The following is a 15,767-nucleotide window of genomic DNA, read 5'->3' as shown; positions in this document are numbered from 1 at the left end:
CCTGAAAATAAGAATCAAATGGCGAATATTTGTGTGATTCATTTTTAGAATCCATATAATAAAAACAAATAGCCGAAAACCTACCTCATGGAATATAGGTTTACGGCTACTATATTCTTCTAAGATTAAACTTTTTCCTCTTGCAATAATGCAGGAAATGTTTTGAGCAATAGTTTCATATCTGTCATAAAAGAGTTTTCCTTCGCATAAGAAATATCCAAAGCAATTCTTTCAGATTCAGACATCTCTGTTTTTCCCCTTTTAGTCACCTGCCATAGGCCTGTAATACCCGCAGCAGCCATAAAACGCATAGCACATTGATCTTTTGTTAATTGCTGGGCCTCATACAAAGGCAATGGCCTGTTGCCTACAATAGACATATCGCCACGGAGCACATTGATGAGCTGCGGCAATTCGTCCAGGCTTGAATCTCTTAAAAATTTACCAAAACGGGTAATTCTGGGATCATTTTTAATTTTGAAAAAGACAGGACTCTCTCCATTTTCCTCCTTGTTCTCCCCCTTACCATTATACTGATTTAGGTGTGAAAGATTATTTAATTCCTGATCCGCTCCGGCAGACATAGAACGAAACTTCAAAAAATCAAAAACTTTATATCCTACGCCTGCTCTTTTGGACACATAAAATACCGGCCCTCTTGATTCCAGCTTAATAATCAATGCAATTATTAGCATCAGGGGACATAAACAAATAAGTAAAATCCCGGAAACCAGTATATCGAATGCTCTTTTGGTTGTAGAAACTTTGCTAGGGATATTTTCCTCATGCTCCTCTACATCTTCCTTGGCCAGTTTTTTAAACAATTTGAGGAAGTCAATCCAATAATTAAGCCTTTCAGAATTAAACTCCTTGGGAAAACAATCATCCGCTCCATGTTTAAGCACTTTCTTCTTGTTTTCAGCATCCACTTTATCTGATACTATTATTATTGGTATGATTAAGTCCAAAGTCCTGATCGTATGGCCAATTAGACTAAGATGTTCAAAGAAAACCTCATCTAAATAATTAGTAAAATATATGATGGCATCAGGAGCCTCGGATGATTTCAAGCCCTTTAACCTACGGACCAAGGAGCTTGGAGTAAATCTTTGAACCGTGTTAAAATCATGGAGCAAGCCCGGATCATAGTACTCACCACTTACACTAAATAATGTTTTATTGAATGCTGCCGGCCGTTTTACCAAAACATCCTCAAAATCTGAATTTATTAAATAGTTTACTGATTCCATTGTTTTAATTTTCAACTGTACTTTTTATGACTGTATTTAATAACTTCTGTAACTGAGATGGATCAAAAGGTTTTTTCAAGAAGGCTTTAGCACCCGCATCCATACATCTCTTTTTGAATGTGTCATCTGATCTACTAGACACCATGATGAACGGAATATCTGAAAACATGCCACTTTGGGACAAGCTATTTAGAAAATCGAATCCATTCATTTTTGGCAAAACAAAATCGGACAAAATAATGGATGGAATGTTACCTTCAGCCAAATATTTCATCCCCGCCAAGCCATCGTTCTTAAATACTAAATTGTATTTATCCTTTAATAGATGGTCTAATAGAAACCTCATGGGCTCATCATCTTCCAGGATTAAAACTGTATGCTTCATTTGATGTAATTTATTCAATTTTTACGCATATTTTAATTCATGAAACTTTTTGACTGTAACAAAAGTAGTAATATTACTTGTATCTATTTTGTAATTATTAATGTATTTAATATAAATATTTTTATGTTTCTAAAAATGGATATTTCATTATCAACATTTTATCATTATAATTCCAAAACTGCCCTAAAAGCTTTTTAAATCATTTTTTATGACATTCCTTATGTCTGTCTCATTACTACTCTTACTTTTACGTAAAGAATATTACATAGGATGAAAAAAAATGGATTAAAACAATGGCACCAGAAAAGTACCAAAACCTTGCACGGAACAAGGTGTAAGAAAAATTAAAAAAATGAGATTTTTTATGAATAAAAACGATAGAAAACCCTGTAAAGCTAAGCGTAATCTATCTGAACTCTACGAATATGCTATTAATAAACAATAACTGGGTTTAAACTGAGAATTATAATTTTTTGGATTTAATGGTGTAAAGTAGAAAAGTACAAAATTACTTTCTCAACCACTCGCAGGAAAGTTAGCTCTCCAATTCAAAAAACTCATAATCACTTCCTTTTCCATAAGCTGTAAGTTCATTTAAACTGAACCTTTCCAGGGAATTTAAATCTTTACAAACAAAATCATTCTGTCCAATAGCTTTAAGCACCACAAACTCATGGTACTCTCTATGATTTTTAAGATAGTATTTCTTTCCTACCCTTACTGTTTCAATTGAAATGGACATATTGGATTTTTTTGACTAAATAACGCATACTTCCTGAAAGTGTTAGAAATATATGGAGGGAAATTCAAAGCCAAGTGTTAATTTTAACCCTCAAAGAAATGACCTGGTGGTTTTTCAATGGTAAGGCAAAGTGTTAAAAATAAATAGCATTTCGAAGCCTACCGATTTATTCAAAGACAATCCATCTTATCTTAATATGAAAAAATACATTATAGTTGCCTCTATCATTATTTTAGCAATCCTCATATATTATATTTTAGGAGGATTTAAACCAGTAGAAAAAGCGCTTGTTGAAAATACTAGTATCAGGATTTTAGGAACCCACTATGAGGGAGAAATTGGATCAGACTCATTACAAAAGCTTTTTATGCAGGCAAGAGGTTTAGTGGAAACAGAAGCAAATGCTACTTCAATAGCTATTGCTTATTTTGGTGAGGCCAACACAGAATCCGGGCAAGTGAGTAATTTTATAGGGGCCAATGTAACAGGCCAAATAAAAGGTTCCACTCCTGATTATTGGGAATACAAAAACTTCACCGCCCCAAAAAGTGTGAAAGGATGCATAGAAGCCAATATTTTGGTAATGCCCACTCCTGAAGACATGCTGGATGAACTAAAACACTTTGCCAGTGAGCAGGAGGTTTCTGCTGACACTGTATTTGTGGAGTTTTATTCAGGCCCTAATAATTTATGCGTGGAGTTATTGGGTAAACAGCTATAACTATTTTATAAGTAGCTAATTCTTATACACAAAGAGATTGCCTCAGATAATAAATAATAACAGCTATCTTATTTTCTATTTTTTAGATACTTCCTGAAATTCTCCCAAACAAATAATAATCCTTCTGTTTGTATGAGATAGTTATATAATAGGTATACAGCAAGAAAACCAAATGCCAACATCACCCTTGAAAGTATATGAGGCAGATCAACAAAATGGAAACAAAAAATTGCTATAGCTAATGGAATAATACTTTCAAATATTTTTCTGAAATGAATTGAAAGAGGGATTTTTAATATCTTCTTCGTGAAATACATATTCATGGCAGTGAGGAAATATTCCGCAATGACTACCGCCACTGTAAATTCAAATATACCGTAATAATAAGCAACTAGCAAAGGAATGACTTTGATCAACTTCCGAATGAGCCCTAAATAGAAATTCTCCTTTGACCTGCCTTTGCTCATAAAAGCATTCACCATCATTCCGTTAATCGGGGCTGTACAAACAGCCAGGATCAATATCTGAAATATAGGGATAGATGGCTCCCACTTATCTCCAAAAAGTATGATAATAATATCACCGCCCATTATATATAACAAGCCTGTGAGTGCGTAACTGGCAAAAGCTACTACTGATATTACTTTAAAATAAACCCTGCTATATTCTTGATGATTGTCCTGCAAGCCGGATAAAACAGGATAGAATACACTCACCAGGCTGGTGGTAGTATACAGTATTACCTGGTCCTTAAGAGATACTGCCCGGGTATAAAACCCTAAAGTAGCAGCGGAGAAAACTTTACCAATTAATAGAATATCCAGTTTTCGGAAAATGGTAGAAGTGAATTGATCAAAAAACACAAAAGCACTAAATCCGGAAAGCCGTTTCACCTCATACCAGGAAAACTTTAAATCCGGCTTCCATCCTGAAGTAGTCCAAAGTAAAATAGTGCCCAGGATGGCTGTCACTATCTGCTGCACTACCAAACTATAAACTCCGAAATCCAGAAAAGCACAAATCACCCCTAAAACACCACCCACAGTACTTGCTATCACATTCCTCAGTGTCAACACTTTAAAGTTGAGCTTTCTTTTAAGAATAGATGTTTGTACCAGATTTAAGGAGTTAAAAACAAATATCAGGGAAAGCCATCTCACGAGGGAAGTAATCTCCGCATCACCATAAAAATCTCCAATGAAAGGAGCACTTAGATAGAAAATTGCTGTGAGAACCAATCCCGCAGCAAAGTTTAAATAGAAAATGGAGCTGTAGGTGAGATTGGTATTGTCCTTGTTCTGTATAAGAGCAGAAGCAAAACCTACATCTATAAACACCTGGCTAACTGAAATAAAAACCATAGCCATGCCCACCAATCCAAATTCAGCGGGCTCCAACAGACGGGCCAAAAATATGGAGATAATAAAACCACTCCCCTGCCTAAGGATTGTTCCTGCTATATTCCATGCAAATGCCTTGGCAGAGCGATTCTTAAGAGTAGACAAATTATAACTTCATTTTGATTACTAACAATCCAAAGTTAAGGATAAATTAAACAGAGATTAAAGGGGCAAAGCATCTGGTTTCGATCTTCAGCAGCCCCATTTGATATATCACTTGTAGATAAACGGAATGGCAATACAAAGGATTAAAAAATCACCATTTAATCATAGAGCCTTCAACTTGCTCAACTACTATTACTATGGTGCATTTAAACCTGAGACTTTTTTAAAAGAAAGGTTGACTGGCCTGTAATTTTCGTTACAGAATCCAATCAACTCATTTCAACTGAAACAACAATTATTCTATTATTCATAAGTAATAGTATAGCCTCTGATTCCATGTTCATGACTATCCAAACCCTGCTCTTCATGCTCGGCTGATACTCGCATACCTATTGTTTTCTTCAAAAGAAAAAATATTGCTATAGCTCCTCCAAAAGCAGCCGCTCCGCAAATACCAATACCAATAATCTGATTGAGCAGTTGATCCCACCCTGCCTTGGCGCCAAACATACCTACAGCCAGCGTGCCAAATACCCCACAAGTAAGATGGACAGAAATTGCCCCTACCGCATCATCTAACTTTAACTTATCCAAAGTGACAGCTGATAAAACCACCAATAAACCTGCAATAAAACCTATCAGTAATGAAGAGCCCGGCAACATTAAGTCTGCTCCGGCAGTTATGCCAACCAAACCTGCTAATATGCCGTTAAGTACCATTCCCAAATCCAATCGTTTAAATACTATATATCCCATTACAAATCCTCCAAGAGCCCCTGCTGCCGCTGCCAATGAAGTATTGACCAACACCAAAGAAGTAGTTCCCGGCTCAGCTGACAAAACAGACCCTCCATTAAAACCGAACCAACCAAACCACAACAAGAATACACCTATAGTAGCCAATGGCACACTGGATCCTGGTTTTTCCACTACTTTTCCATTAATAAATTTCCCTAACCTTGGACCGAGCATAATTACTCCTGCCAATGCTCCCCATCCACCTACAGAATGTACCAGGGTTGAACCTGCAAAATCATAAAAACCCATGGCATGTAACGCCCCCTCTCCCCATTGCCAGCTGCCTATGGTAGGATAAACAAAACCCACAAATACAATTGTAAAAATGAAATAAGCAGAAATTTTAATCCTTTCAGCAACAGCACCGGACACAATAGTAGCAGCAGTTGCCGCAAACATTCCCTGAAAAAGAAAATCAGTCCAATAAGTGTAGCCTATATTATAATCCAGGCCAAGCGTATCTTTCAGGAAAAAGCCTGAGAAATCGAACCACCCCGGCCCATTGGCAAACTCCGGATACATCAGATTAAACCCAATGATAGTATATGAAACCAAGCCTATAGCAGGCGTAAGAGTATTTTTAAACAAAATATTCACTGTGTTTTTTGACTGGGTAAAGCCTGATTCCAAACAAGCAAATCCCAAATGCATAACAAAAACCAATGCAATGCATAACATCATCCACAGATTGTTGACAGTCAATATATTCAAGGCTTCATCACTTAATGAGGCACTGGGCGAGACAAGTTCGGTAATCATCAATAAAACCGGTTTCATAATCAGGTAAACAACTTCCATAAAATAAATTTTAATTAAACTATAGTCATTATCAAACCCTAATTTATTAAATTATATGATATTTTATTATTTATAGGATTAAATTCTACCCTATATGTATAAAAATAATGTATTTTAATTAAAAAATGATTATTTTTTTAATCCATTTATTTGATTTTAATTAAAACATATAAAATTACCAGCTATAATGTGGGTGGAAATAATACAAGAATCCAGAGGTGCAGCTAATCCTTAAATAGGCGTCTGACGGCTTATAGCCTTCTGACGCCAGATGATACAGAAAAGCGTCAGACGGTTTTTAACCGTCAGAAGCCTGGTAGCTAATTTTAGTGTGGAACTTTATACCCCTTTAAGATTCGCAAAAGTATGTCCATATGGAGGAAAGATTATTAGTGGAAAAATCGAGCTTGCTGTAACTTGCTGTAATAGGTTATGACAATCTTTACACCTGTAATTTATGAAGGACCAATATTCGATAAAAAGCTATACTGTATTGACAAAACAGCCTCATACTAGCCGGTTTAATTGAAGAAATTATAAAGATAGGTTTGATAATAATTTAATCACTTGCTCCAGTTGATCATCTGTAAAATCGAGGTGCGTTACAAAACGAACATCATGCTTACCGAAGGTGACAGCCAATATGCCGATATCCTTCAAGCGGGCAACAAATTCTACAGCCAATACTTTATTAGCTAAAGTGAAAATAACAATATTGGTATCTACTGCTAACACACTTTCAACATAGGGTTGTTCAATAAGTACTTTTCCAAGTACTTTTGCTCTCAGGTGGTCTTTTGCCAGTCTTTCTATATGATGATCCAAAGCATAAATTCCGGCCGCTGCCAAAAATCCTGCCTGGCGCATACCGCCCCCTAAAACTTTCCTGATTCTTCTGGCTTTCTTTATTTCTTCTTTGCTACCCAGCAAAACAGAACCTACAGGACAGCCTAAACCTTTTGATAAGCAAATAGAGATCGTATTGAAGTGCTGACCATATTTTTTTGGATCATCACCGGAAGCTACCAGTGCATTGAATAACCTGGCGCCATCCAAATGGAATTTCAATCCATTTTCACGACATAAGCTGCTCATTTTTTCTATTTCCCGAAAATCATAATAACACCCTCCACCTTTATTCATTGTATTCTCCAGTGAAACCAATTTAGTCACTGGCGCATGTATATCATCCGGGTTATTGATATTGTCAGCCACCATTTCTGCGGTAATCCTGCCCCTGTCTCCATCCAACAATCGTACAGAAGCCATGGAATTATAGGCTACTCCTCCTCCCTCATATAAATAAATATGCGATCTCTTATCGCAGATCACTTCTGTCTGGGGCTCTGTATGGATTCTGATAGCAATTTGGTTGGTCATTGTGCCGGAAGGGCAGAATATACCAGCCTCCATTCCGAAATATGCAGCTGACTTTTCCTCAAGGGCATTGATAGTTGGATCTTCTCCAAACACATCATCGCCTACTCTGGCATGCATCATGGCAGATTTCATGTCAGTGGTTGGTTGGGTAATCGTGTCGCTGCGTAAATCTATCATACAATTATTCAGGAGTATTGCTCGCAACCCAGGCTGGCAAGCGGATTTGATCCGTATAGAATTTGTTGCGGGAATTATTCTTCTCGAAAGGTATTATTTTCTCTATCCTATCTGTTTTCGGATGATAAAAGGCCTCCACATAGTAGCCATATAAAAGAAAAAGATTGACTTTATACCTATAGTAGCGAATTGAAGTCACAAATTCACCCTCTTCATATAAGGTCTTTATCTTTTTAAATAAGGATAAGTCTTTAAATTTTTCTACCTGCACCTGCTCGTTTATTTCTTTTTACCGAATATAAATCTTTTCTTCTATCATTCAAATTACGCACACTCCCGTAAGTATGCAATTCTTTTAACAAATTAACATCTACATCGGCTATTAAAGTCATTTCAGTGTTTGGTGTAGCTTCTGCTTTCACCCCGTTGGTTGGGAAAGCAAAATCAGAAGGTGTAAACACTCCGGATTGTGCAAACTGTATATCCATGTTGTTTACTTTTGGCAAGTTGCCTACACTTCCGGCAATAGCCACATAACATTCGTTTTCAATTGCCCTCGCCTGAGCACAATGCCTAACACGCATATAGCCATTTTGGGTATCGGTTAAGAAAGGTACGAAAAGAAGTTTTACGCCATCGTCAGCCAATAAGCGCCCCATTTCAGGAAATTCCACATCATAGCAAATCAGCACACCAATTTTACCACAATCGGTATCAAAAGCCTCAATCTTTTTCCCTCCACTCATTCCCCATGCACTCACTTCAGCCGGTGTCATATGGATTTTCTCGTAGGTTTCAAAAGTACCATCTCTACGACATAAAAAACCTCTATTATACAATTTACCACGACTAATTACAGGCATACTACCTGTAATAATATTCACATTGTAGTTAATAGCATATTCCTGAAAGATCTCCCTCAAAGGCTCAGTATACTTAGCCAATTCACGTATAGCACTGGCTTCATCTAAGTGATTAAACTCAGCCATCAATGGCGCATTGAACAATTCCGGAAACAAAATAAAATCACATTTATAACCACTTAACACATCAATAAAGAACTCTATTTGCTCCTGCATGGTCTTCAGTGAAGGAGTGGGTCTCATTTGCCATTGCACCAATCCTAAGCGAATAATTGTTTTAGGCAGGTTTACATATTTATCGGATGGCTCAAAATATATATTATTCCACTCAATTAAAGCCGCAAATTCCAATGATTGTTTATCACCAGGCAAATATCCCTTCAATACCTTTTTTACGTGGAAATCGTTTGACAACTGAAATGACAAGGTTTCATCAAAAACTTCTTTGGCAATTACTTTCTGGATATACTGCTTAGGAGTATACTTTTCAGAATATTTTGAATAACTAGGCAATCTTCCTCCTGCAATAATAGACTTCAGGTTTAGTTGTTCCACCAAATCCTTCCTGGCATCATAAAGCCTTCTGCCTACTCGCATCCCACGAAATTCAGGATGTACAAAAACATCTATACCATATAACACATCTCCCTCATCATCATGAGTGTTGAAAGTTTCTTCACCGGTAATTTGTTGGTAGGTATGGTTATCCCCGTATTCAGAATAATCCACAATGATAGAAAGCGCACAACCTGCCACTTTTCCATTCACTAAAACACATAGTTGTCCTTCCGGAAATTTATCAATTAAAGATTTGATATGCTTTTCTTCCCAAAGATCGTCCCAGCCTGCGTAAGCCTTTTTCATCGAAGAAATTAAGCTACGGTAATTTTTAAGTTTTAGGTTCTCAAGCGTGATGATTAAATTATCTTGCATAAATATTTTAAATGCTAATCTATTTTAGATTAAAATGTTATTTCTAAAAAAAAGGTTGAATATAAGGTTCCACAAAATGAAAATATAATCAACAGCAGCCCTAACACAAGTATGGGTACGAAGATTCAGATTATTATACAATCAGAACCAAAAACAAATACCACATCCTTTATAATTCTATAAAAGAATGTGGTATTAATCCTTAAAAATACTAACCATTAAATAGGGACATTCACATGTCTCTCAGCATGATAGGATGATCTAACCAGTGGGCCTGATTCTACATATTTCAACCCTCTTTTTAAACCTTCTTCCCTGTACATGTCAAAAACATCAGGATGAACGTACTCAATTACTTCATGGTGTCTTTTTGTAGGCTGTAAATATTGGCCAATGGTTAAAATATCCAATCCATGAGCCACCAAATCGTCCATTGATTTGAACATTTCTTCTTTGGTTTCCCCAAGGCCAACCATTATCCCCGACTTGGTACGTTTACCATATTCTTTGGTCAGTTTTATTTGATCAAGACTTCTTTGATATTTCGCCTGCGGCCTTACCCTTCTATAAAGACTCGGCACGGTTTCCACATTATGGGAAACAACTTCCTGCCCTGCCTCTATCATTCTGTAAAGCGCATCCCAATTGCTTTTCACATCAGGAATCAATGTTTCTATGGTGGTTTCCGGAGATAATTGTTTAGTTTGAACTACTGTTTGATACCAGATTTCCGCACCTCTATCCTTGAGTTCATCTCTATTTACAGAAGTTAAAACCGCATGTTTCACTCCCATTTTATAGATAGCCTCTGCCACTCTTTTAGGCTCCTGCTCATCATATTCAGGCGGCCTCCCGGTAGCTACAGCACAAAAAGAACAACTCCTGGTACAAACATTTCCAAGGATCATGAACGTGGCTGTTCCTGCTCCCCAGCATTCTCCCATATTAGGGCAACTACCGCTTTCGCAAATAGTATGTAATTTGTGCTCATCTACCAGCTTTCTTACCTTTGCATATTCTTTACCAATAGGCAATTTCACCCGTAACCAATCGGGTTTTTTAGCTTTTTTCTTTTCTTCCTGACTTACTACCGGTAAATCTATCATAACAATCCTTGCTTTATAATTTTTACTTTCTTGATCCGAATAAAATGCTGAGAAAGGCAGCCGGATAAAATCTATAATTTTTTGTTCCCGTAGGAACTAATTCTATTTCCTTATTGAAAATCTCTCCCAGAAAACCCACTTCAAATCCTGTAACATTACTCTTAAAAGAACCAAATTCAAATAATAAAGAAGCACGCACATGTAATCCTATAGCCATTTCCATATCACCAACACCGGCAAAATATCCGGCCGGACCAACAATGTTCGGGCTGTTTTGACTTTCAGAGAAAGTTGTTAACTGACCTGTTTCATTTCGTAAATAGTAAGTTGAAATAAAGCCAAAAGAAGGACCTCCTGTTAACACTCCATTAATCTGAACCCCTTTTTGTTCAGCTTTCCTAAATAATAAGGCATCATAGCCATACATCAGGCGGGTACTCAATAGATATTTTTCCTTCCCGTAATAATAGGAAGAAGAATTAAAATACAAATTGCTCCTTACCCTTCTTTCCTGAGGATGTCGGATATGGGCTACTTCTATTCCAAAAGTTTGAAACAACCTATCATTTTTCTTTGCACTGTACCTGAAAAAGCCTCCTGATATTAATCCACTATTTGTACTTTTGGAGACCCCAAATAAAAACTCCTGTCCGTAATCAAATGGATCGTTCTCTTGAGCAACAGCTTGATCAAAGGACAAAATCAGGACAAACAAAAATATTAAAAGGCGTTTCATAAGTTACAAATAATGTACAAATTTAAACTTTTAAAATCAAACGATAAAAAAGACTGATAGTTTATGTCTACTTCATACATCAAATACCGCCCTTTACTTAAAACAGATGCCACCCATCTTCGTTCCGGAGTAATGATTACCACCGATGCTCCTGTAGATAACAATGGACAGGGTGCATTTTTCTCTCCTACCGACCTGGCCGCTACTTCCCTTGCCAATTGCATGCTCACTGTTATGGGTATATATGCTGATCAAAATAATCTTGAGTTTACCCATATTGAATGTGAACTCACTAAAATAATGGCGGCAAATCCCAGACGGATTTCCGAAATTCAAATTGATGTTAAATGGAAAACCAATTTAGCAGAAAAAGAAATTGAAAAATTGAAAAAAGTGGGGTTAAATTGCCCTGTTGCTAAAAGTTTACATCCTGACATCAAGCAAAACATTAATTTTTCTATTGAAAAATTAAGCTAATGCTTCTTCCTTCAGTGCCTGATAGTTAATTCCCATATGTGAATTGTCATAAATACATGACCCGTTTTTTATAACAAGTATTTGTGGTGATTGATGTTCAATACCAAATTTTTCTGCGATAGCGTTTGACACATCCCTGTAGGATAATAAATCCAGATAATAGGCCTCAACCTGAGCCATTTCATTTTCATCCCAACTTCTTTCCAATCTGTTAAGAGCCATGCTACTAATTGAGCAGCTGGTACTATGCTTAAAGATTATGATGGATTTATCAGACTTATCCTCCGCAATGGATTGAAGCATCTCAACATTATTTAATTTCTTCCAATTGATCATATTTCCAAAAAATAAATATTCTACTCTAATTATTGCCGGACTCAGCTTTTTCTTCAGTTTTCTTCCATTCACTTGGATGTACGGTATTATCCCAAATTTGTCCTTCTTTTTTATCTCTTCTGAGCTTCGGCTTTTTATCTGTTACAGATGAAGGCTGTATATTGGAATCCCATAGTCCTGACCAAAACAATGAAAGGGAAATTTGAGTTCTTTTAAGCCACGGAACCCGATAGCTCTTTGCTGCCATATATCGGCTGGCCGGATGCGAGTCCTTGCTCACTTTTATTTTCCTCTCATAATCTCCTTCATATTTGGCAATATCCTCAGCAATTCGTTTCATTGTAGCAGTGGGATAATGTCTTTCAGGAACGGTGAGTAATTTATCTCCATGTAATTTTGATCTCTCAATCTTAGGCACTTTTACCATCAACTTATCATCGTGCAAGGATTGCTTTTCAGGCTTTGATACTTTCACGTACATCAATTTGCTAACGTCATACGGTTTTGGTTTACTTTTATCCTTTCTGATCGTCATCAATTTATCATCATCCATTTTGTTGGACTTAAAGTCAGGACGATTAGACACCATTAATTTACTGTTATCATAAGGCTTAGGTTTAGTATCACCCTTTTTGATAGTCATCAACTTTTCACCATCCATCTTGTTTGATTTGTAGTCGGGAGACGTTGAAATCATTAACCTTTTATTATCCATTTTACCTGAATAATCTGGCTGATTGGATGTTTCCACTTTATCGTTATCATAAGGCTTTCTTTTGGAGCCATCCTTTTTGTTATATAATTTATCTCCATCAATCTTTGTTCCTTTCTTGTCCTTCCGCTTTTTAGAAACTGTTTCATCAGGATGGATCTCACCAAAGAGTCGCTGTTCCACCTGAGGGCCACCTGCACTTAAATCCAATTTCTGAGGTTTTCTTTTCTTAATCAAAACCGGTCCTTCATCTGCTGTTCTGGAATCAAAGGGGATTAATGGCTTTTTCAGTTTCACATCAGAATCCCCAGGCTGACGATTTTCGGATTGATAGTTTGGCGGGTTGTCATACTGCTTTCTCTTTGTACGCTTGTTGGGATTATAATCTTTGGTTTTGTAATCGCTTTTCTTTGCTTTAAACCACATCACTTTGTTCCAATCCCATTTGGCAGGTTTTGTCACAATCACTTTATTGCCTCCCTTATTAGGATTCCCTTTTGCTTTGGACCTCCTACTGGTTTTAACTTTCTTTTCATTCATTTTAGAGGGAGCTACTTTTTCAGAACTTTCCAATTTTTTATCATTGGCTTTCTGTGCCTGCACTGAAACCAGAGTGCAGGCAGAAAACAGTAGCAAGAATAAACCACTCTTAATAATGAATCTTAGTTGATATGGAGTATATCTAATCAAAAAAATTAAATGTCATTAGCTTTTTGTCAATTTACTAAAATTTGGCCAAAGCCTTCAATTTATCCGCAATTCGTTGCTTAGGGAGAAAATCCTGTTCCAAATCCTTGTTGAAAGGAATTGGTGTATCCAGGCTGCCTTCCCTCATTACAGGTGCATCCAGTGCCTCAAAGCAATGCTCAGCAATCCAGGCTGCTATTTCCCCACTTATGCTTCCGGTCAGGCAATCTTCATTAAAAATGAGCACCTTACCGGTTTTACGAACACTCTTCTCAACTGCCTCTTTATCCCATGGCAACAGAGTTCTTAAATCAATTAATTCAACAGAAAGTTCCGGAAAATCATTTAACACTTCTTTAGCCCAATGCACGCCCATACCATAGGTAACTAAAGTAATATCATTGCCTTCTTGTACAAGATTTGCTTTCCCGATTTCCAACGTATAATAATCATCAGGAATATCCTCAGAAATTGAACGATAGAGCATTTTATGCTCAAAGTACATTACCGGGTTAGTATCTTCAATAGCTGCTGTAAGCAAGCCTTTGGCATCATATGGATTAGATGGGTAAACTATTTTTAAACCGGGTGTGTGAAAAAACCAGGCTTCATTGCTTTGGGAATGAAACGGACCTGCTGCCACTCCTGCCCCGGTAGGCATTCTTACCACGACATCCGCATTTTGCGCCCACCTGTAATGAGATTTAGCTAAATTATTAATAATCTGATTAAAACCACAAGTCACGAAATCGGCAAACTGCATTTCTATCACAGTTTTCCGCTTTTTAATACTCATCCCCAAGCCAATACCAATAATAGCCGATTCACATAAAGGAGTGTTTCTAATCCTGTCTTTACCGAACTTCTCTACAAAACCTTCAGTGATTTTGAAAACACCACCATATTCTGCTATATCCTGGCCCATTACAGTTAATTCGGGGAACTTCTCCAAAGACTGTTTCAGTCCGTCAGATATAGCGTCTACGTATCTTTTAGTAGTTTTATTATCTGTAGCGGGAGCTATTTCCTCTGATTTAAAAGGCGCATACACATCTTCTATTTGTCCATTGGCATCAACTTCAGGATACACATCCTTTGAAGCAATGTCTAAACCATCATTAATTGCCTTTTTAATTTCTTTTCTTAACGCCTCTACTTCCTGAGTAGTAATGATTTTCTCATCCAATAAGTATTTCTCAAAATTGTTGACTGGGTCTTTTTTGGCCCACTTATCAAAAAGTTCCTGAGGCACATATTTGGTACCTGAAGCTTCTTCATGTCCTCTCATCCTGAAGGTCATTGCTTCAATTAAGATAGGTTTAGGGTTTTTACGGATTTTCTTTGCCGCATTATCCACAGCATGATACACCTCCAATATATTATTCCCATCTACCTGAATACTCTCAATTCCGTAGCCAGGTCCTTTATCAATAAAATGCTTGAATTTAAATTGTTCATCACTTGGAGTTGACAAGCCATAACCATTGTTTTCTATCATGAAAATAACCGGCAAGTCCCATACTGCCGCTACATTTAATGCTTCATGAAAATCACCTTCGGAACTACCGCCATCACCACTAAAAACTAATGTGGCTTTTCCTTCTCCTGACATTTTGTTGGCAAGTGCAATACCATCTGCCACTGCTAATTGTGGCCCAAGGTGAGAGATCATCCCCACAATACTGAATTCATTGGTGCCAAAGTGAAAAGAACGATCTCTTCCTTTGGTAAAACCGGACATTTTCCCCTGAAATTGCGCAAATAAACGGGAAAGAGGAATATCGCGTGAAGTAAAAACGCCCAGGTTCCTGTGCATAGGCAAAATATATTCGTCAGGCTGCAGTGCCAGAGTTGCTCCCACGGAAATTGCTTCCTGACCTATACCGGAAAACCATTTACTGATCTTGTTTTGCCTTAGTAAAATCAGCATTTTTTCCTCAATTAACCTGGGCAACAATATTTGCCTGTAGAGGTTAAGTAGTTTTTCTTTGGATAATTTTTGTTTATCGAATTGCATGGTAAAAAAAGTTCAGCACAAAAGTGCATTAAAAAGATGAAAAGAGATGTTTTTTAGCGTAAATAATAGAAGCCGTTTAATATATTTTACTTTTACATATTATTAATTGTCATCGCACAAAATTAAAGTAAAGCATCGACCTGC

Annotated in this window: 15 protein-coding genes; 2 read left to right on the top strand and 13 right to left on the bottom strand. The window is 37.0% G+C overall.

The genetic code is table 11. The features are described 5' to 3' along the window. Window positions 1-125 precede the first annotated feature (125 nt). The 3 genes from JKA74_RS15780 to JKA74_RS15770 form a co-directional block, all read right to left on the bottom strand. Window positions 126-1,250 (bottom strand): sugar transferase, encoded by a 1,125-nt coding sequence (locus JKA74_RS15780; RefSeq protein ID WP_201432187.1) that lies wholly within the window; start codon window positions 1,248-1,250, stop codon window positions 126-128. Window positions 1,251-1,254: 4 nt separating this feature from the next. Then, the gene (locus JKA74_RS15775) at window positions 1,255-1,635 is read right to left on the bottom strand and encodes a response regulator (protein ID WP_201432186.1); all 381 of its coding nucleotides are present in this window, start codon (window positions 1,633-1,635) and stop codon (window positions 1,255-1,257) included. 535 nt (window positions 1,636-2,170) lie between these two features. Beyond that, the gene (locus JKA74_RS15770) at window positions 2,171-2,377 is read right to left on the bottom strand and encodes a hypothetical protein (protein ID WP_201432185.1); all 207 of its coding nucleotides are present in this window, start codon (window positions 2,375-2,377) and stop codon (window positions 2,171-2,173) included. Between the two features lie 196 nt (window positions 2,378-2,573). Between JKA74_RS15770 and JKA74_RS15765 the strand changes: the two genes are divergently transcribed. Next, a complete protein-coding gene (locus JKA74_RS15765) occupies window positions 2,574-3,098 on the top strand; it encodes a hypothetical protein (protein ID WP_201432184.1) in 525 nt (174 codons plus the stop codon). A 68-nt stretch (window positions 3,099-3,166) separates the two neighbouring features. Here the strand turns inward: JKA74_RS15765 and JKA74_RS15760 are convergent, their stop codons facing one another. From JKA74_RS15760 to JKA74_RS15730, 7 genes are all read right to left on the bottom strand, one after another. After that, a complete protein-coding gene (locus JKA74_RS15760; protein ID WP_201432183.1) occupies window positions 3,167-4,603 on the bottom strand; it encodes a lipopolysaccharide biosynthesis protein in 1,437 nt (478 codons plus the stop codon). 303 nt (window positions 4,604-4,906) lie between these two features. Next, the gene (locus JKA74_RS15755) at window positions 4,907-6,160 is read right to left on the bottom strand and encodes an ammonium transporter (protein ID WP_407659063.1); all 1,254 of its coding nucleotides are present in this window, start codon (window positions 6,158-6,160) and stop codon (window positions 4,907-4,909) included. 573 nt (window positions 6,161-6,733) lie between these two features. Further along, window positions 6,734-7,756, bottom strand: coding sequence for a threonine aldolase family protein (locus tag JKA74_RS15750; protein WP_201432181.1), 1,023 nt, complete (start codon window positions 7,754-7,756; stop codon window positions 6,734-6,736). 4 nt (window positions 7,757-7,760) lie between these two features. Then, window positions 7,761-8,027, bottom strand: a complete 267-nt coding sequence (locus tag JKA74_RS15745) for a hypothetical protein (protein WP_201432180.1) — start codon at window positions 8,025-8,027, stop codon at window positions 7,761-7,763. Continuing rightward, window positions 8,008-9,552: a bifunctional GNAT family N-acetyltransferase/carbon-nitrogen hydrolase family protein gene (locus JKA74_RS15740; RefSeq protein ID WP_201432179.1), complete on the bottom strand. Its 1,545-nt coding sequence runs from the start codon at window positions 9,550-9,552 to the stop codon at window positions 8,008-8,010. The genes JKA74_RS15745 and JKA74_RS15740 overlap by 20 nt, the downstream gene beginning before the upstream one ends. A 218-nt stretch (window positions 9,553-9,770) precedes the next feature. Further along, on the bottom strand, window positions 9,771-10,658 hold the full coding sequence (gene lipA, locus JKA74_RS15735; RefSeq protein ID WP_201432178.1) for a lipoyl synthase: 888 nt from the start codon (window positions 10,656-10,658) through the stop codon (window positions 9,771-9,773). Between the two features lie 22 nt (window positions 10,659-10,680). After that, window positions 10,681-11,394: a hypothetical protein gene (locus tag JKA74_RS15730; protein ID WP_201432177.1), complete on the bottom strand. Its 714-nt coding sequence runs from the start codon at window positions 11,392-11,394 to the stop codon at window positions 10,681-10,683. A gap of 63 nt (window positions 11,395-11,457) precedes the next feature. Between JKA74_RS15730 and JKA74_RS15725 the strand changes: the two genes are divergently transcribed. Further along, on the top strand, window positions 11,458-11,871 hold the full coding sequence (locus tag JKA74_RS15725; RefSeq protein ID WP_201432176.1) for an OsmC family protein: 414 nt from the start codon (window positions 11,458-11,460) through the stop codon (window positions 11,869-11,871). Here the strand turns inward: JKA74_RS15725 and ytxJ are convergent. Genes ytxJ through JKA74_RS15710 form a run of 3 tightly spaced genes read right to left on the bottom strand, consistent with a single transcriptional unit; the run spans window position 11,863 to window position 15,623 of the window. Next, window positions 11,863-12,207 carry a bacillithiol system redox-active protein YtxJ gene (gene ytxJ / locus JKA74_RS15720; protein WP_262895943.1) on the bottom strand — a complete coding sequence of 115 codons (345 nt, stop codon included), beginning with the start codon at window positions 12,205-12,207 and terminating at the stop codon, window positions 11,863-11,865. The two genes, JKA74_RS15725 and ytxJ, sit on opposite strands and share 9 nt — an antisense overlap. Before the next feature lie 25 nt (window positions 12,208-12,232). After that, complete coding sequence (locus tag JKA74_RS15715) at window positions 12,233-13,609, bottom strand: hypothetical protein (protein ID WP_201432175.1); 1,377 nt, start codon at window positions 13,607-13,609, stop codon at window positions 12,233-12,235. A gap of 34 nt (window positions 13,610-13,643) precedes the next feature. Next, window positions 13,644-15,623, bottom strand: a complete 1,980-nt coding sequence (locus tag JKA74_RS15710; RefSeq protein ID WP_201432174.1) for an alpha-ketoacid dehydrogenase subunit alpha/beta — start codon at window positions 15,621-15,623, stop codon at window positions 13,644-13,646. Between the last annotated feature and the right edge of the window lie 144 nt (window positions 15,624-15,767).

It is taken from the genome of Marivirga aurantiaca (assembly GCF_016679925.1).
Classification (GTDB): Bacteria; Bacteroidota; Bacteroidia; order Cytophagales; family Cyclobacteriaceae; genus Marivirga; species Marivirga aurantiaca.
This window is presented reverse-complemented; position numbering and strand designations above follow the sequence as displayed.